We start from the raw sequence: 13,346 nt of genomic DNA on the forward strand, positions 1-13,346 counted from the left end.
GCGCCGGGGTTACAGAGCCTCGGGCGGGATGCCGACGAGCTTGACCAGAAATCGGTCGACCTGTTCTTCCAGGGGTGTCCAGGGCAGGTCGGGCTGGTTGATGCGCAGCGACACGGCGCCGTGGACGGCGGCCCGCAGGTCCAGTGACACCGTCGCCGCGTCGTCGGCGGGAGCCAGCCCGGCGTCCATACAGCGCTGGACGGCGGTCGTGGTGCGTTCGGCGAGGTCCTGTTTGAAGGCCATGGCGGTGCGCTGGTTGAGCGTGCTCTCGTGCAGCACTTTGTAGAGTCCCGGATGCCGGTTGACCACTTCGCCGAGGAGCAGCACGCGGGCGCGCAGTTTCCCCACGGGGCCGGCGGCGCCGGCCTCGGCCTGGTCGATGGCCCGCATGAGATCGCGGTGGAAGCGCTCCAGCGTCGCCAGGACGAGTTGGTCGCGGTCGGCGAAGTGGATGTAGACCGAGGTCGCCGCGATGCCGAGTTCGCGGGCCACCGCGCGCAGTGACAGCGCCTGGTCATCGCCCAGCTCGTCCAGGAGCCGGAGCGTGACCGAGACGATCTCCTCTCTCAGCCGCGCGCCCTGTCCCCGCGGGTTCCGTCCTCGGGCCGGGGAGGTCTTTTCCATGATCCGCCATTGTAGAGCCGCACATGTCGCGCTACAGTCGTAGCACTACAGCCGTTCAGTTACTGAAGGGACGACCATGAACCTCCCCTCCGAGACCCAGGCGCCGGACCCGGTGTTCGCCGAGATGAGCGCCGCCACCGACCGCGCGCTCTGGGACGGGACCGGTGAGCTGTCCCCGCGCGAGAAGGTCCTGCTCTGCCTGGTCGCCGACGTTTGCCAGCAGACGCTCGGCCTGCCGTTCGAAGAGCACGTGACGATGGCGTCGCGGTACGGCGTGTCAGGCGACGATCTGCGGGAGCTGCTGCGTTTCATCGCCTACGACAGCGGCTATCCCGCGGCCGCCGCGGCCCTGGACCGCCTGGTGGAGATCGAGCGGAAGCTGGGCGTGGAGCCCACGGGTGAGGGGCACGAGACGAACGCCGACGGCTCGGGCAGTCCGATTCCGGCGCCGATGCGGCGGGCGGTGCACGGCCTCGACGATGCGTTCGGCGACTACATGGACCTGCAGTCCCGGATGCGCGGTGGCATGCGGCGCCTGAGTCCGCGCGAGCGCGCGTACGCCACGATGACCGTCGACGTGCTCTACCAGACGCTGGAGGAGAGCTTCCGCGCCCATGTGACCCGTGCGTTCGCCTCCGGTGCCACCGCCGACCAGGTCCGCGCGGTGGTGCGGTTCTCCGCCCTGTTCGGGATGACGAAGGCCTGGCGCGCCCTGCGCGTGCTGGACGGCCTGTTCACCGAGACGGGAACGGTGTTCGCCTGAAGCGGTCACCCACGGCGCGTCAGCAGGCCGGCGATGAGGACGCTGAGGGTGGCCTGCAGGCGGTCGGCGAAGTCGATGCGCAGGGCGGCGATGGACGCGTCGGCCTCATAGGCGGCGCGGACGGCGCCGGAGGGGTTCGCGTGGGCCCACAGGGAGCCGGTGACCATGACGATGGTGCCGGCGAGCCAGTCGGCGTCCGGTGCGGCGAGTTCGGGCAGGTGCCGGCGGATGAGCCGGGCGAGCGCCGCGACGTGGTGGGTGAGGCGGTGCCTGTGGCGCAGGACGACCGGGAGGGAGACGTTGTGCTCCAGCACGGCGGCCTGGGCGCTGATCAGGTCGCACAGCATCGGGCGTGCCGCGAGTGAGGCGGCCAGGGCCGAGCTCAGCCGGGTCGCACGCTCGGCGGTCCCGGCGCCGTCGCCGTCCAGGCCGGTGGCGACCTCGTTGAGCCAGGCGGCGACGGCGGCGTCGAGGAGTTCGAGGAGGATCTCCTCGCGGGATTCGAAGTAGCGCAGGACGTTGGACTTGGCCAGGCCGGCGCGGCGGCTCAGCTCGTTGAGGGTGAGGCGGCCGGCGGGCATCTCGGCGAGCATGGCGACCGCGGTGTCCAGGATCGCGCGCCGCCGCTCGGCGCGCTGCTCCGCGCTGCGGGCCCGCTGGAAGGTCGCCATGCCGCCAGATTACAGACCGCCGGTCTATTGTCACGGTGCCGCCGACGGGCGTGTCCTCGGCCGTGAACTCGGCGTCGGCCACCGTGGCCACGTGTCGCGTGCGCGGACGCTACTCGGCCAGGACCCGTTCCGGCCGCGCTTCGGCCGCGGTCTCGGGCGTGGGCCGTTCTCGCAGCATGAGGAAGGAGATCAGGGCGCCGGCGACGCCCACGAGTCCGGCGACGGCGAGGAGGGCCGCGATGCCGTTGGCCGCCGCGGCGTGGATCGCCTCGTCGAGGAGGTGGCGTGAGCCCGCGGGCGCCGAGCGCAGCAGGTCGGCGCTCCGCGCGCCGGCGACGTCGTGAGCGGCCGAGCCCGAGGACTCGATGTGCCGGCCGGCGAGGGTGTGGTGCGCGCCGGCGGTGAAGACGCTGCCGAGCAGCGCGATGCCGAACGCGACGCCCGCCTGCCGGGCGGTGTATATCGCGCCGCCCGCCATCCCGGCGCGCTGGGCCGGTACCGCGGCCGTGCCGGTCGAGCTCAGCGGCGGGGTGGCCAGGCCGACGCCGAGCCCGACGACGAAGAAGCCGGGCAGCAGTGCCGGCCACGACGACCACGCGTGCACGAGCGCGAAGCCGAGAAGGTCACCGACGCCGACGAGCAGGATCCCGCCGGCGATCATGTTGCCCGGCCGCAGCCGGTGCATGACGCGTCCGAGCAAGGCCGAGGCGGCGAACGCGGCTCCCGACATCGGCAGAGCGACCAGACCGGCCGTCACCGGCGTCAGGCGCAGGACCGACTGCATCCAGATCGAGGAGTAGGTCAACGACACGTACGCGGCGAAGTTCAACAGGAGAGCCGCGAGGAGGACGCCGCTGAAGACCCGGTTGCGCAGCAGTGACGGTTCGAGCAGCGGCTCGGCGGTCCGCGTCTCGACGACCAGGAACGTGAGCAGCAGCGCCGCACCGGCACAGAGCGCCGGCCAGCAGCTCGGGGCGCCCCAGCCGTGCTCACCGGCCGAGACCATCCCGAACGTCACGGAGCCGATCGCCGCCGAGAAGACCACGACACCCACGACGTCGATGCGGCGGGCGTGCCGGGCCTGTCCGTCGCGTAGCACGCGCAGGCCCAGGGCGATGGCCACCGCACTCACCGGAAGGTTGACGAAGAAGATCCAGCGCCACGACAGCCCCTCGGTCAGCGGACCGCCGATCAACGGCCCGACCGCCGAGGAGGCACCCGACACGGCTGCCCACATTCCGTACGCCATGCCGCGTTCGCGCCCGGTGTAGGAGCCGTTCAGCAGCGCGAACGTCGTGGCGATCATCGCCGCGCCGCCCACGCCCTGCACCACCCGGGAGACGATGAGCACCGTGGGATCCGGTGCGAGGCCGCAGGCCAGCGAGGCCAGCGCGAACACCACCAGCCCGGCCAGATAGACCAGGCGGTGGCCGATCCGGTCCGCCAGCCCGCCGGCGCCCATCAGCAGCGCGGCCAGCGCCAGGGCGTAGCCGTCGACGACCCACTGCAGCGCGCTGAACGACGTCCGCAGATCGACGGCCATGTCGGGCAGGGCCACGTTCACGATCGTCACGTCCACCAGCAGCATGAACGTGCCCAGACACACCGCGATGAGCGGTGACCACTTACGCATCGAACACTCCTTCACTCTTGTGCGCTTCAGTGTCGGCGCACGGCTGTGGGGGAGTGCCTCGGATCCGTCCGTGCTTGTACGATCATTGATATGCCAGCGGTTCAAATGGCGGATCCTTTCACGCTGGAGGCGACCGACCTTCAGATCATCCGGGCCCTGCAGATCGATCCCCGGGTCCCGTTCGCGACGATGGCGGCGGTGCTCGGGCTGTCCGAGCCGACCGTGTCCCGCCGGTACGGGCGGATGCGACGCACGGGCGTGCTGCGGGTGACCGGAGTCGTCGACCCGGGCGCTCTCGGCCAGAGCCAGTGGATGGTGCGGCTTCGGTGCCGGCCCGGCAGCGGCGCGGCCATCGCCGAGGCTCTCGCGGACCGGGACGACGTCGGCTGGGTCGCGCTGAGCGCGGCCGGCGCCGAGGTCACCTGCTGGGTGCGGTCACGGTCGCAGGAGGAACGCGAGGACCTGCTCGGGCACAAGCTCCCGCGCGCGACCGCCGTGCTCGACCTCGAATCCTCCGTCATGCTCCGTAAGTTCCTCGGCGGCAGAGGCCACTACTGGGCCGCGCTCACCGGAGTGCTGACGCCTGAGCAGGAAGCGCGACTCGGGTCGGCCGGCAGCCCCTTCACCGAGTCCGCCGTGGTCGTGAGCCGATCGCCGCATCTGCGAGATCACGACGAGAAGCTGCTGGCGGCCCTCGCCGCCGACGGGCGTGCCAGCCTCGTCGACCTCGCGTCCGCGGCCGGCCTCACCCCCGGCCGGGCGTCCCGGCGGCTGCAGACGCTCGTCGCGGACCGCGTCGTTCACATCCACGTGGAGCTTTCGCCGGCGGCGTTGGGATACCACGCCCGGGCGAACCTCTGGTTGCGGGTTCACCCGTCGAAGACCAAGTCCGTGGGGCGCGCGCTGGCGGAGATGCCCGAAGTGGGCTTCGCCGCCGCCATGTCCGGCAAGGACAATCTGCACGCGCTCGTCCGCTGCCGGGACCTGGAGGAGCTCTTCGCGTTCACCTCCGACCGCGTCGGCGCCCTCCCCGGCGTCGAGGCGGCCGAGGTGAGCCCCATCCACCGCCAGATCAAGCAGGCCGGCACCCTGCTGTCCGGTGACCGGCTGCAAGAACACGCGAAGGGCCACCGGCGCTGACCACCGGCGCGCCGAGCCCCGCCGCGGGCCTTCGCGGGGTCTCAGCCGTCGATGGCGTGGCGCATGGCGCGCAGCTTGGTCTGCGTCTCGGCGAGTTCGGCGGCCGGGTCGGAGCCGGCGACGATGCCGCCGCCGGCGTACAGGCGGGCGCGGGTGCCCTCGACGTGGGCGCAGCGCAGCGCGATGCCCCATTCGCCGTCGCCGCGGGCGTCGATCCAGCCGACGGGCCCGGCGTAGCGGCCGCGTTCCATCAGCTCCAGCTCGCGGATGGTCTCCAGCGCGTCGGTGGTGGGCGTGCCGCCGACGGCGGGCGTGGGGTGCAGGGCCGCGACGACGTCGAGGACGGAGCGTTCTTCGCTCAGCCGTCCCCGTACGGGCGTGGCCAGGTGGATGAGGTTGGACAGGCGGAGCAGTTCCGGCTCGTCGGGCACGGTGAGCTCGCGGCACAGCGGGGCGAGGGCGGCACGGACCATGTCGGCGGCGTAGGCGTGCTCTTCGCGGTCCTTGGCGGAGGCGAACAGGGTCGCGGCGGAGACCTCGTCGGCGGTGTCGCGGGCGATCGTGCCGGCCAGCACGAGGGACTCGACCTGCCCGCCCATGCGACGGACGAGGAGTTCGGGGGTGGCGCCGACGAGGCCGGCGCAGGCGAAGGTGTAGCAGGAGGGGAAGCGGTCGGCGAGGCGGCGCAGCAGGACGCGGGTGTCGATGGGGGAGTCGGCGGTCGCGAGCAGGTCGCGGGCCAGCACCACCTTCGACAGGTGCCCGGCGCGGATGCGTTCGACGGCGGCGGCCACGGCGCGCATGTGGCGGGAGGCGTCGACCGCGCCGTCGGCCCAGCGGACGCCGGCGGGGGGCAGGGGCGGACGCACCAGCGCCAGTGGCTCGGGGGTGTCGCCGATCGTGGTGTACCAGGCGTGGCCGTCGCGGCGGCCGAGGACGACGCGCGGGACGATGAGCACCGAGTCGCCGGACTTGGGGTCGAAGGAGAAGCTGCCGAAGGCGACCGGGCCCGATCCGGGGATGCCGAGCGGGTCGTCGACCGACGCGGCGGCGAACACGGAGGCGAGCCACTCGCGGGCGCGGGTGAAGCGGTCCTCGCCGCCCGGCAGGACGAGCCGCGCCGCCTCGCCCCAGCCGACGAGGCCTTCGCCGTGCCGGACCCAGGCGAGCGCCTCGGAGTGGGGGAGGCGCGCCACCAGGTCTTCGTGTGCTGAAACGCCGCCGGACACGACGGTGGTCCGGACGGTGAGCCGGTCGGGGATTCCCACAGCGACGTTCACCTGAACCACTGTACGGGATTTTTGAACCTGTTCAAACAGTCGTGACCTTTGCATTTCGTGGGGCCGCCGAGGCCCTCCCGGCCTGGGCCGGCGCGCCGTCGCCGGGCCCGTCTGCGGCCGGGTGCGGTCATCGCCGGTCGCCGGTGACGTCTCACCTTGTTCGGCGAACCCTCTAGATATATCGTTAATATGTCTAGATGATCACGTGGAGGTGAGGGCATGAACGACTGGCCGCCGGGTCGGATGGACCCGGCCGTATTCCTGTCCGCGAACGCCCCGGGCGGTGGCCCACCGGGTCCCCCCGGGCCACACGGGCCACACGGGCCGCATGGACCGGTCGGACCGGTCGGCGGCCCGCATGGGCCGCACGGCGTGCCCTTCCCGCCGCCGGTCCCGCCGCCTCCTCCCCCTCCCGGCGTGCCGCCGATGCCGGATCTGTTCGGTCCGGGCGTGCTGCCGCCCGGTGTCGCGCCGAAGGTCAGGAAGGGCGACGTGCGCGCCGCCGCCCTGGCACTGCTCGCCGAGGGCCCGCGCAACGGCTACCAGATCATCCAGGAGATCGCCGAGCGCAGCCACGGCCTGTGGCGGCCCAGCCCCGGCTCGGTCTACCCGGCGTTGCAGCAGCTGGAGGACGAGGGGCTGGTCCGGGCCAAGGAGGAGGCGGGGCGGCGCACGTACCAGCTCACCGACGAGGGCCGCGCCCACGTGGCCGCGCACGAGGAGGCGCTCGCCGAGCCCTGGGCGGCGGTGGCCGAGTCGGTCAGCGAGGACGTGGTCGACCTGCGGGAGCTGTTCGTACGGCTGGCCATGGCCCTGCGGCAGGTCGCGCAGGCCGGCACGCCCGACCAGCACCAGCGGGCCGGGCGGATCCTGGCCGACGCGCGCCGGTCGCTGTACCGGCTGCTCGCCGAAGACCCCGGGGAGGGGGAGTGAACGCGACCGGCGCGGGCCCGGCCATCGCGGTGGAGGGCCTGGCGAAGCGGTACGGCGACCTGGCGGCGGTCAAGGGCGTCGGGTTCGAGGTACGCCGGGGGGAGGTGTTCGGGTTCCTGGGCCCCAACGGCGCGGGCAAGACCACCACGATCGGGATGCTGTGCACGCTGGTCCGCCCCAGCGGCGGCACCGCGTACGTGGCCGGCCACGACATCGTCGCCGAGCGCGACGAGGTGCGCCGCGACATCGGGCTGGTCTTCCAGGACCCCACCCTGGACGCGTACCTGACCGCCGAGCAGAACCTGCGCTTCCACGGCGAGCTGTACGGGCTGCCACGCGAGGCGATGAACGAGCGGATCGGCCAGGTCCTGCGGATGGTCGATCTGGCCGACCGCAAGGACGACAAGGTCGAGACGTTCTCCGGCGGCATGAGGCGGCGCCTGGAGATCGCCCGTGGCCTGCTGCACTCGCCGCGGGTGCTGTTCCTGGACGAGCCGACGGTCGGCCTGGACCCCCAGACCCGCGCCGCGATCTGGAGTTACCTCGGCCGGCTGCGGGACACCGAGGACATCACGATCTTCCTCACCACCCACTACATGGAGGAGGCCGAGTACTGCGACCGCATCGCGATCATCGACCACGGTCAGATCGTCGTGCTCGACACCCCCGGCGCGCTCAAGGCCAGTGTCGGCAAGGACCGCGTGCAGATCGCGACCGGCGACGACGAGGCGGCGATCGCGGCGCTGCGGGACCGCTTCGGCGTCGAGGCCGGCGTGCACGAGGGCGCGGTCACCTTCGCGGTGGCCTCCGGGGAGGCGTTCGTGCCGCGGCTGTTCGCCGAGCTGGGCGTGCCGATCCGCTCGGTGCACGTCGCCCGGCCCTCCCTCGATGACGTGTTCATGAACTACACCGGCACGACCATCCGCGACGCCGAGGCCGGCTCGGCGGACCTGGCCCGCCGGCTGATGAGGAGGTGAGCCGATGACCACCGACGTACGGGCCCCGGCGAACGTCGCGCGGGTGCACGTGGCACGCCGCGGCCTGGCTCACGACCTGCGCGCCGTGAAGATCGTCCTGCACCGTGAGCTGCTGCGTTTCCTCTACGACCGCAGCCGCATGATCTCCCAGGTGATCCAGCCGGTGCTGTACCTGCTCGTGCTGGGCACCGGCCTGGGGTCCCTGGTCTCCGGCGGCGGCACGGTGAACCTGAAGACCTTCATCTTTCCGGGCGTCATCGCGATGTCGGTGATGTTCACCGGGATGTTCTCGGCCGCCTCGATCGTGTGGGACCGGGAGTTCGGGTTCTTGCGCGAGATGCTCGTCGCGCCGGTCGGCCGGACCGCGATCGTGGTCGGCAAGGTCCTCGGTGGCGCGGTCGTCGCCACGTTGCAGGGCGTGGTGATCCTCGCGCTGGCCGGCCTGGCCGGAGTGCCCTACGACCCGGTGATGATCCTGACGCTGATCGCGGTGATGTTCACCGGGGCGTTCACCATCACCGCGTTCGGTGTGGTGCTGGCCGCGCGGATCCGGCGGATGCAGTCCTTCTTCGGCATCATGCAGATGGCGATGATGCCGATGATGTTCCTGTCCGGCGCGCTGTTCCCGCTGTCGGGCCTGCCGGCCTGGCTGAGCGTCCTGACCCGGATCAACCCGCTGACCTACGCGGTCGACCCGCTGCGGCACGCGGTGTTCGCGCACATCACCGCGAGCCCCGCGCTGAAGGCCCGGTTCAACCCCGGCGTCACCTGGTTCGGCTGGCACGTGCCTCCGCTGCTGGAGGTCGGCCTGGTCATCGTGCTGGGCGCCGGCCTGCTCGCCGGCGCGATCGCCCAGTTCCGCCGGACCGACTAGAGCCCCCGGCCGGTCCTACTCCGCGGCCGGCCGGGCCCCGGTGGTGTACGGTCCCAGCTCGGCGGAGAAGACACGTACGGCGTCGAGCAGGTCGGCCGCCGACGGCACGCCGCCGGGGTCCATGAGCCACTGGGCGGCCGTGCCCGACAGCAGGGCCTGCAGGTACGCGCCGATCATCTCGGTCCGGTGCGGGCCGAGCGAGGCCGCGTCGACGCCGAACAGTTCGGCCAGGCCCAGGCGGGCCTGCCGGTTGGCGGCGGCGAAGACGCCGCGCAGTTCCGGGGTGCGCTCGATGTGGGCGAGTACCTCGAACTGGACCGCCCACAGCGGCCGGGTCGTGGCGAACGTGTCGAGGATGTTCCCCCAGGTCGCCGCGAATCGTTCGGCCGGGTCCGCGTCGGCGGGGGTCGCGGCGGCCATCGCCGCGGCGATCTGGTCGCCCCACTCCTCGATCGCGCCGCGCAGTGCCTCGTTCAGCAGCACGTCCTTGGACCCGAAGTGGTAGCCGATGGCGGCGAGACTGACCCCGGACGCCTGCGCGATGTCGCGTGCGGTCGTCCGCGTGTAGCCCTTCTCCAGCAGGCAGCGCCGGGCGCCGTCCAGCAGATCCTCGCGATTGCCCATGCCGCCGACTCTACCGCGCCGATCGAACGGCTGTCTAAGACAGTCGTCTTGCACAAATGTCTAAACGCGTCGTATCGTCGGAGTCATGCGAGGCGCTCGGCCTCGGACGAGGCAGTGGCAAGGAGCCGTGAGGATGAAGAACGTCAACGTGTTGATCTCGGGTGCCGGCATCGCGGGCGTCACCCTCGCCCACTGGCTGCGGCAGCACGGCTTCACGCCGACCGTCGTGGAACGCGCCCCCGCCATCCGGGCGGGAGGCTACAAGGTCGACATCAGGGGCGCGGCGCTCACGGTCGCCGAGCGCATGGGCCTGCTGGAGGAGATCCGCGCGCTGCGCACCGACGTGCGGCGCGGCACCGTGGTCGACGCGGCCGGCAAGAGCGTGGCGAGCATGGACGGCGACACCTTCGGCGGCCGCACCCACGGCGACGCCGAGATCCTGCGCGGCGACCTGCACCGCCTGCTGTACCAGCGGACCGCGGAGTCGGTCACCTACCTTTTCGGCGACTCCATCACCGCCCTGCGCGAGACGCCGGGCGGGGTCGAGGTCGACCTGGAGAGCGGGCGGAGCCGCACCTTCGACCTGGTGGTCGGCGCGGACGGCCTGCACTCGGTGACCCGCGCGCTGGCGTTCGGACCGCAGGAGCGGTTCGTCCACGACCTGGGTTACCGCATCTCGATCTGCGACGTGCCCAACCATCTCGGGCTGGATCGCGAGGAGGTCACCTACGTCGGCCCCGGCAAGACGATGCTCGCCTACAGCACCGCGGGGCAGGAGGGCGCCAAGGCGATGTTCCTGTTCGGCTCCGCCGAGCTGAGCGGTGAACCGAGCGACCGCGCGGGCCGGCGGCGCGCCCTGGCCTCCGTCTACGGCGGGGAGGGCTGGGAGGTGCCGCGCTTCGTCGCCTCGGCGGCCGCCGCGCCGGATCTGTACTACGACTCGATCAGCCAGGTCCGCATGGACCGGTGGTCGGCGGGCCGGATCGTCCTGCTCGGCGACGCCGCGCACTGCGCCTCACCGGCGTCCGGCCAGGGCACCAGCCTGGCCCTGGTCGGCGCGTACGTCCTGGCGGGCGAACTGGCCGCGGCCGGCGGGGACCACCACGCCGGGTTCGCGGCCTATGAGCGGGAGATGCGGCCGTTCGCCGAGGCGAACCAGAAGCTCGGCCCGGCCAACATCAAGCGGATGGTGATGCGCACGCGCGGGCAGGTCCGCGTCTCGATGGCGATGCTCGGCCTCCTGGACAGGCTGCCGGGCAAGGAACGGATCATGGCGAAGGCGGTCGCGCCCATCCACCGGGCCGCCAACGCGATCGCGCTCAAGGACTACCGGACCACGGTTCGATCATCGTGACGCCGGCGGCCGGGGCGGCCCCCATGGTCCCCATGGCCGCCAGCGCCGCCGGCGCCTCGGCCAGCCCGATCGTGGCGGTGATCAGGCGGTCCGGGCGCAGCGTGCCCGCGGCGACCAGGTCCAGCATCGGCCCGTACGCGTGGGCGGGCATGCCGTGGCTGCCCAGCACGCTCAGCTCGTAGGCGATCACCCGGTCCATCGGAGGCGCCGCCGGGCCCGCCTCCGGCGGCAGCAGGCCCACCTGGACGTGCCGTCCGCGGCGGCGCAGGCACGCGATCGAGTTCGCGAAGGTCCGCGGGTCGCCGAGCGCGTCCAGGGACACGTGCGCGCCACCGCCGGTGACCTCCTCGATCGCCTCCGGCACGCCGTCCGGGCCCCGGACGCACGCCTCGGCGCCGAACGCACGGGCCAGCTCCAGCGCGGCGGGGGAGACGTCGACGGCCACCACCCGCGCGCCGGCCGCGGCCGCGATCATCACCGCGGACAGGCCGACACCGCCGCAGCCGTGCACCGCCACCCACTGCCCCGGCGCGGCCCGCCCGTGCGCGGTCAGCGCACGGTAGGCGGTCGCGAAACGGCAGCCGAGGCCGGCCGCCGCCGCGAAACCGAGCCCCTCGGGCAGCGCGACCAGGTTCACGTCGGCGTTCTCCACGGCGACGTACCCGGCGAAGGAGCCCCAGTGGGTGAACCCGGGCTGGGTCTGGCGTTCGCACACCTGCTGCTCCCCGGCCGCGCACGCCGGACAGCGCCCGCACGCGCACACGAACGGGACCGTCACCCGGTCCCCCGCCCGCCACCCGGCGACCCGCGGACCGGCCGCCTCGACCACCCCGGCCAGCTCGTGCCCGGGAACGTGGGGGAGCGGGATGCCGGAGTCGTGGCCCATCCACCCGTGCCAGTCGCTGCGGCACAGCCCGGTCGCCGCGACCCTGATCACCACCCCGGCCGGCGACGGCACCGGATCGGGCACCTCGCGCAGCTCCGGCATCCGCCCGAACTCCTCGAACACCACCGCTCGCACCCGACCGTCTCCTCCCCGCCGTCCGCGTCACCGTACCGCCGGCCGGGCGCGCGGCGGTACGGCCCGGGCGGGGTCCGGCGACAGATGGGTGTTGCCGAAGCCGGCCGGCTCACGACTGTCCTTCCCAGGCGGGTCATCAAGGCCGCCCGACGATCGCCTGGATACGGTGAAGCGATGAGACTCGGCGTGAACGTCCCCAACTTCGGGCCCGGCACCGATCCCGGCGTGCTGCGCGACTGGGCGCGTACGGTCGAGGGACTCGGCTTCGACCTGCTGATGGTCTCCGACCACGTGGCGGTCACACCCGACGTGGCCGAGCAGTACCCGGCGCCGTTCTACGAGCCGTTCACCACGCTGTCGTGGCTGGCCGGCGTGACCGAGCGGCTGCGGCTCGGCACCACCGTGGTCATCGTGCCGTACCGGCATCCGCTGCTGCTGGCCCGCATGGCCGCCAACCTGGACGACCTCAGCGGGGGCCGCCTCGTCCTCGGCGTGGGCGTCGGCTGGGCCCGGCAGGAGTTCGCGGCGCTCGGCGTGCCGTACGGCGAACGCGGCCGGCTCACCGACGAGCACCTGCGCGCCGTACGGGCCGCCTGGGCCGACACGGCCGACTACCGTGCCGGGGCGATCCCGCTGTGGGTCGGCGGCAACAGCGACGCGGGCATCCGCCGGGCCGTGGCGCTCGGCGACGCCTGGCATCCGCTGCGGGTCACCCTGCCGTGGCTGCGGGAGGCGCGCGAACGCCTCACCGCCACCGCGCGGGACCAGGGGCGGCCCGTGCCCGCGCTGGCGCCCCGCATCGCGCTGCGGCTCACCTCCGCTCCGGTCACCGGCCCCGACCGGCTCGCCGGCGAGGGCACCTTCGAGCAGGTCGTCGCGGACCTGGACGAGCTGCGCCGGCTCGGCGCCGGAACCGTCGTGCTCGACCCCTTCAACGGCGACCCGGAGGAGACCCGCCGCCCGCGCGAGGCCTGGCACGCGCTCGCGGCCGTCGCCGCCTCCTTCACCCCCGACCGATCGGAGTGAACCATGCCCCTCGACCCGGACGACCTGTTGCGCCGGGCCATCGCCCTGGCCGCCGAGGCGCGCGCGGCGGGCGACCCGCCGTTCGGATCGCTGCTGGCGGGCCCGGACGGGCAGATCCTCGCCGAGGAACGCAACACGACCGTCACCGGCGCCGACATCAGCGCCCACCCGGAGCTGAAGCTGGCCCGCTGGGCGGCGCGCGCGCTCGACCTCGCGACCGCGGCGGCCACCACGATGTACACCAGCTGCCAGCCGTGCCAGATGTGCACCGGAGCGATCGCCCGCTCCGGCCTGGGCCGCGTGGTGTACGCGCTGTCGGACGAACAGCTCGCCGGTCTCAAACCGGGCGGCGGATGGCCGGAGGTGCCCCAGGAGGGCCCGGCGCTGTACGAGGAGGCCCGCGTCCCGGTCGAGGGCTACTACTGA

General features: G+C 73.0%; 14 protein-coding genes. 8 read left to right on the forward strand and 6 right to left on the reverse strand.

What is annotated here, in order from left to right:
- Positions 1 to 9: 9 nt before the first annotated feature.
- On the reverse strand, positions 10 to 624 hold the full coding sequence (locus ABEA10_RS26480; protein WP_345468603.1) for a TetR/AcrR family transcriptional regulator: 615 nt from the start codon (positions 622 to 624) through the stop codon (positions 10 to 12).
- A 76-nt stretch (positions 625 to 700) separates the two neighbouring features.
- Between ABEA10_RS26480 and ABEA10_RS26485 the strand changes: the two genes are divergently transcribed.
- A complete protein-coding gene (locus tag ABEA10_RS26485; protein WP_345468604.1) occupies positions 701 to 1,387 on the forward strand; it encodes a carboxymuconolactone decarboxylase family protein in 687 nt (228 codons plus the stop codon).
- A 5-nt stretch (positions 1,388 to 1,392) separates the two neighbouring features.
- On the opposite strand, the gene ABEA10_RS26490 is transcribed toward ABEA10_RS26485, so the two are convergent.
- The gene (locus tag ABEA10_RS26490) at positions 1,393 to 2,058 is read right to left on the reverse strand and encodes a TetR/AcrR family transcriptional regulator (protein WP_345468606.1); all 666 of its coding nucleotides are present in this window, start codon (positions 2,056 to 2,058) and stop codon (positions 1,393 to 1,395) included.
- A gap of 109 nt (positions 2,059 to 2,167) precedes the next feature.
- Positions 2,168 to 3,691: an MFS transporter gene (locus ABEA10_RS26495; RefSeq protein WP_345468607.1), complete on the reverse strand. Its 1,524-nt coding sequence runs from the start codon at positions 3,689 to 3,691 to the stop codon at positions 2,168 to 2,170.
- Between the two features lie 90 nt (positions 3,692 to 3,781).
- Here ABEA10_RS26495 and ABEA10_RS26500 point away from each other — a divergent pair, with 90 nt between their 5' ends.
- Complete coding sequence (locus tag ABEA10_RS26500) at positions 3,782 to 4,831, forward strand: Lrp/AsnC family transcriptional regulator (RefSeq protein WP_345468608.1); 1,050 nt, start codon at positions 3,782 to 3,784, stop codon at positions 4,829 to 4,831.
- Between the two features lie 41 nt (positions 4,832 to 4,872).
- Here the strand turns inward: ABEA10_RS26500 and ABEA10_RS26505 are convergent, their stop codons facing one another.
- On the reverse strand, positions 4,873 to 6,111 hold the full coding sequence (locus ABEA10_RS26505) for an isochorismate synthase (protein WP_345468610.1): 1,239 nt from the start codon (positions 6,109 to 6,111) through the stop codon (positions 4,873 to 4,875).
- A 426-nt stretch (positions 6,112 to 6,537) separates the two neighbouring features.
- Here ABEA10_RS26505 and ABEA10_RS26510 point away from each other — a divergent pair, with 426 nt between their 5' ends.
- From ABEA10_RS26510 to ABEA10_RS26520, 3 genes are read left to right on the forward strand one after another with little or no spacing between them, the layout of a single operon-like run.
- On the forward strand, positions 6,538 to 7,044 hold the full coding sequence (locus tag ABEA10_RS26510) for a PadR family transcriptional regulator (protein WP_345468612.1): 507 nt from the start codon (positions 6,538 to 6,540) through the stop codon (positions 7,042 to 7,044).
- Entirely contained in the window at positions 7,041 to 8,021 is a 981-nt protein-coding gene (locus ABEA10_RS26515) for an ATP-binding cassette domain-containing protein (protein ID WP_345468613.1), read from the forward strand. Before ABEA10_RS26510 ends, ABEA10_RS26515 begins: the two co-directional genes overlap by 4 nt.
- A gap of 4 nt (positions 8,022 to 8,025) precedes the next feature.
- Positions 8,026 to 8,895 (forward strand): ABC transporter permease, encoded by an 870-nt coding sequence (locus ABEA10_RS26520; protein ID WP_345468615.1) that lies wholly within the window; start codon positions 8,026 to 8,028, stop codon positions 8,893 to 8,895.
- Positions 8,896 to 8,910: 15 nt separating this feature from the next.
- Here ABEA10_RS26520 and ABEA10_RS26525 read toward each other — a convergent pair whose 3' ends face one another.
- Positions 8,911 to 9,519 (reverse strand): TetR/AcrR family transcriptional regulator, encoded by a 609-nt coding sequence (locus ABEA10_RS26525; protein WP_345468616.1) that lies wholly within the window; start codon positions 9,517 to 9,519, stop codon positions 8,911 to 8,913.
- 133 nt (positions 9,520 to 9,652) lie between these two features.
- Here ABEA10_RS26525 and ABEA10_RS26530 point away from each other — a divergent pair, with 133 nt between their 5' ends.
- Positions 9,653 to 10,873 (forward strand): FAD-dependent monooxygenase, encoded by a 1,221-nt coding sequence (locus ABEA10_RS26530; protein ID WP_345468617.1) that lies wholly within the window; start codon positions 9,653 to 9,655, stop codon positions 10,871 to 10,873.
- Here ABEA10_RS26530 and ABEA10_RS26535 read toward each other — a convergent pair.
- Positions 10,839 to 11,894 (reverse strand): zinc-dependent alcohol dehydrogenase family protein, encoded by a 1,056-nt coding sequence (locus ABEA10_RS26535; RefSeq protein WP_345468618.1) that lies wholly within the window; start codon positions 11,892 to 11,894, stop codon positions 10,839 to 10,841. The two genes, ABEA10_RS26530 and ABEA10_RS26535, sit on opposite strands and share 35 nt — an antisense overlap.
- A 174-nt stretch (positions 11,895 to 12,068) precedes the next feature.
- Here ABEA10_RS26535 and ABEA10_RS26540 point away from each other — a divergent pair, with 174 nt between their 5' ends.
- Both ABEA10_RS26540 and ABEA10_RS26545 read left to right on the forward strand, forming a co-directional pair.
- Positions 12,069 to 12,920: an LLM class flavin-dependent oxidoreductase gene (locus tag ABEA10_RS26540; RefSeq protein WP_345468619.1), complete on the forward strand. Its 852-nt coding sequence runs from the start codon at positions 12,069 to 12,071 to the stop codon at positions 12,918 to 12,920.
- A gap of 3 nt (positions 12,921 to 12,923) precedes the next feature.
- Complete coding sequence (locus ABEA10_RS26545; protein WP_345468620.1) at positions 12,924 to 13,346, forward strand: nucleoside deaminase; 423 nt, start codon at positions 12,924 to 12,926, stop codon at positions 13,344 to 13,346.

Source organism: Actinoallomurus oryzae, from assembly GCF_039541955.1.
Classification (GTDB): domain Bacteria; phylum Actinomycetota; class Actinomycetes; order Streptosporangiales; family Streptosporangiaceae; genus Actinoallomurus; species Actinoallomurus oryzae.

Coding starts and splice junctions, on each gene's coding strand:
- ABEA10_RS26540 (WP_345468619.1), top strand. CDS start 12,069: ATGAGACTCGGCGTGAACGTCCCCAACTTCGGGCCCGGCACCGATCCC.
- ABEA10_RS26545 (WP_345468620.1), top strand. CDS start 12,924: ATGCCCCTCGACCCGGACGACCTGTTGCGCCGGGCCATCGCCCTGGCC.
- ABEA10_RS26530 (WP_345468617.1), top strand. CDS start 9,653: ATGAAGAACGTCAACGTGTTGATCTCGGGTGCCGGCATCGCGGGCGTC.
- ABEA10_RS26480 (WP_345468603.1), bottom strand. CDS start 624: ATGGAAAAGACCTCCCCGGCCCGAGGACGGAACCCGCGGGGACAGGGC.
- ABEA10_RS26495 (WP_345468607.1), bottom strand. CDS start 3,691: ATGCGTAAGTGGTCACCGCTCATCGCGGTGTGTCTGGGCACGTTCATG.
- ABEA10_RS26520 (WP_345468615.1), top strand. CDS start 8,026: ATGACCACCGACGTACGGGCCCCGGCGAACGTCGCGCGGGTGCACGTG.
- ABEA10_RS26500 (WP_345468608.1), top strand. CDS start 3,782: ATGCCAGCGGTTCAAATGGCGGATCCTTTCACGCTGGAGGCGACCGAC.
- ABEA10_RS26485 (WP_345468604.1), top strand. CDS start 701: ATGAACCTCCCCTCCGAGACCCAGGCGCCGGACCCGGTGTTCGCCGAG.
- ABEA10_RS26510 (WP_345468612.1), top strand. CDS start 6,538: ATGCCGGATCTGTTCGGTCCGGGCGTGCTGCCGCCCGGTGTCGCGCCG.
- ABEA10_RS26490 (WP_345468606.1), bottom strand. CDS start 2,058: ATGGCGACCTTCCAGCGGGCCCGCAGCGCGGAGCAGCGCGCCGAGCGG.
- ABEA10_RS26525 (WP_345468616.1), bottom strand. CDS start 9,519: ATGGGCAATCGCGAGGATCTGCTGGACGGCGCCCGGCGCTGCCTGCTG.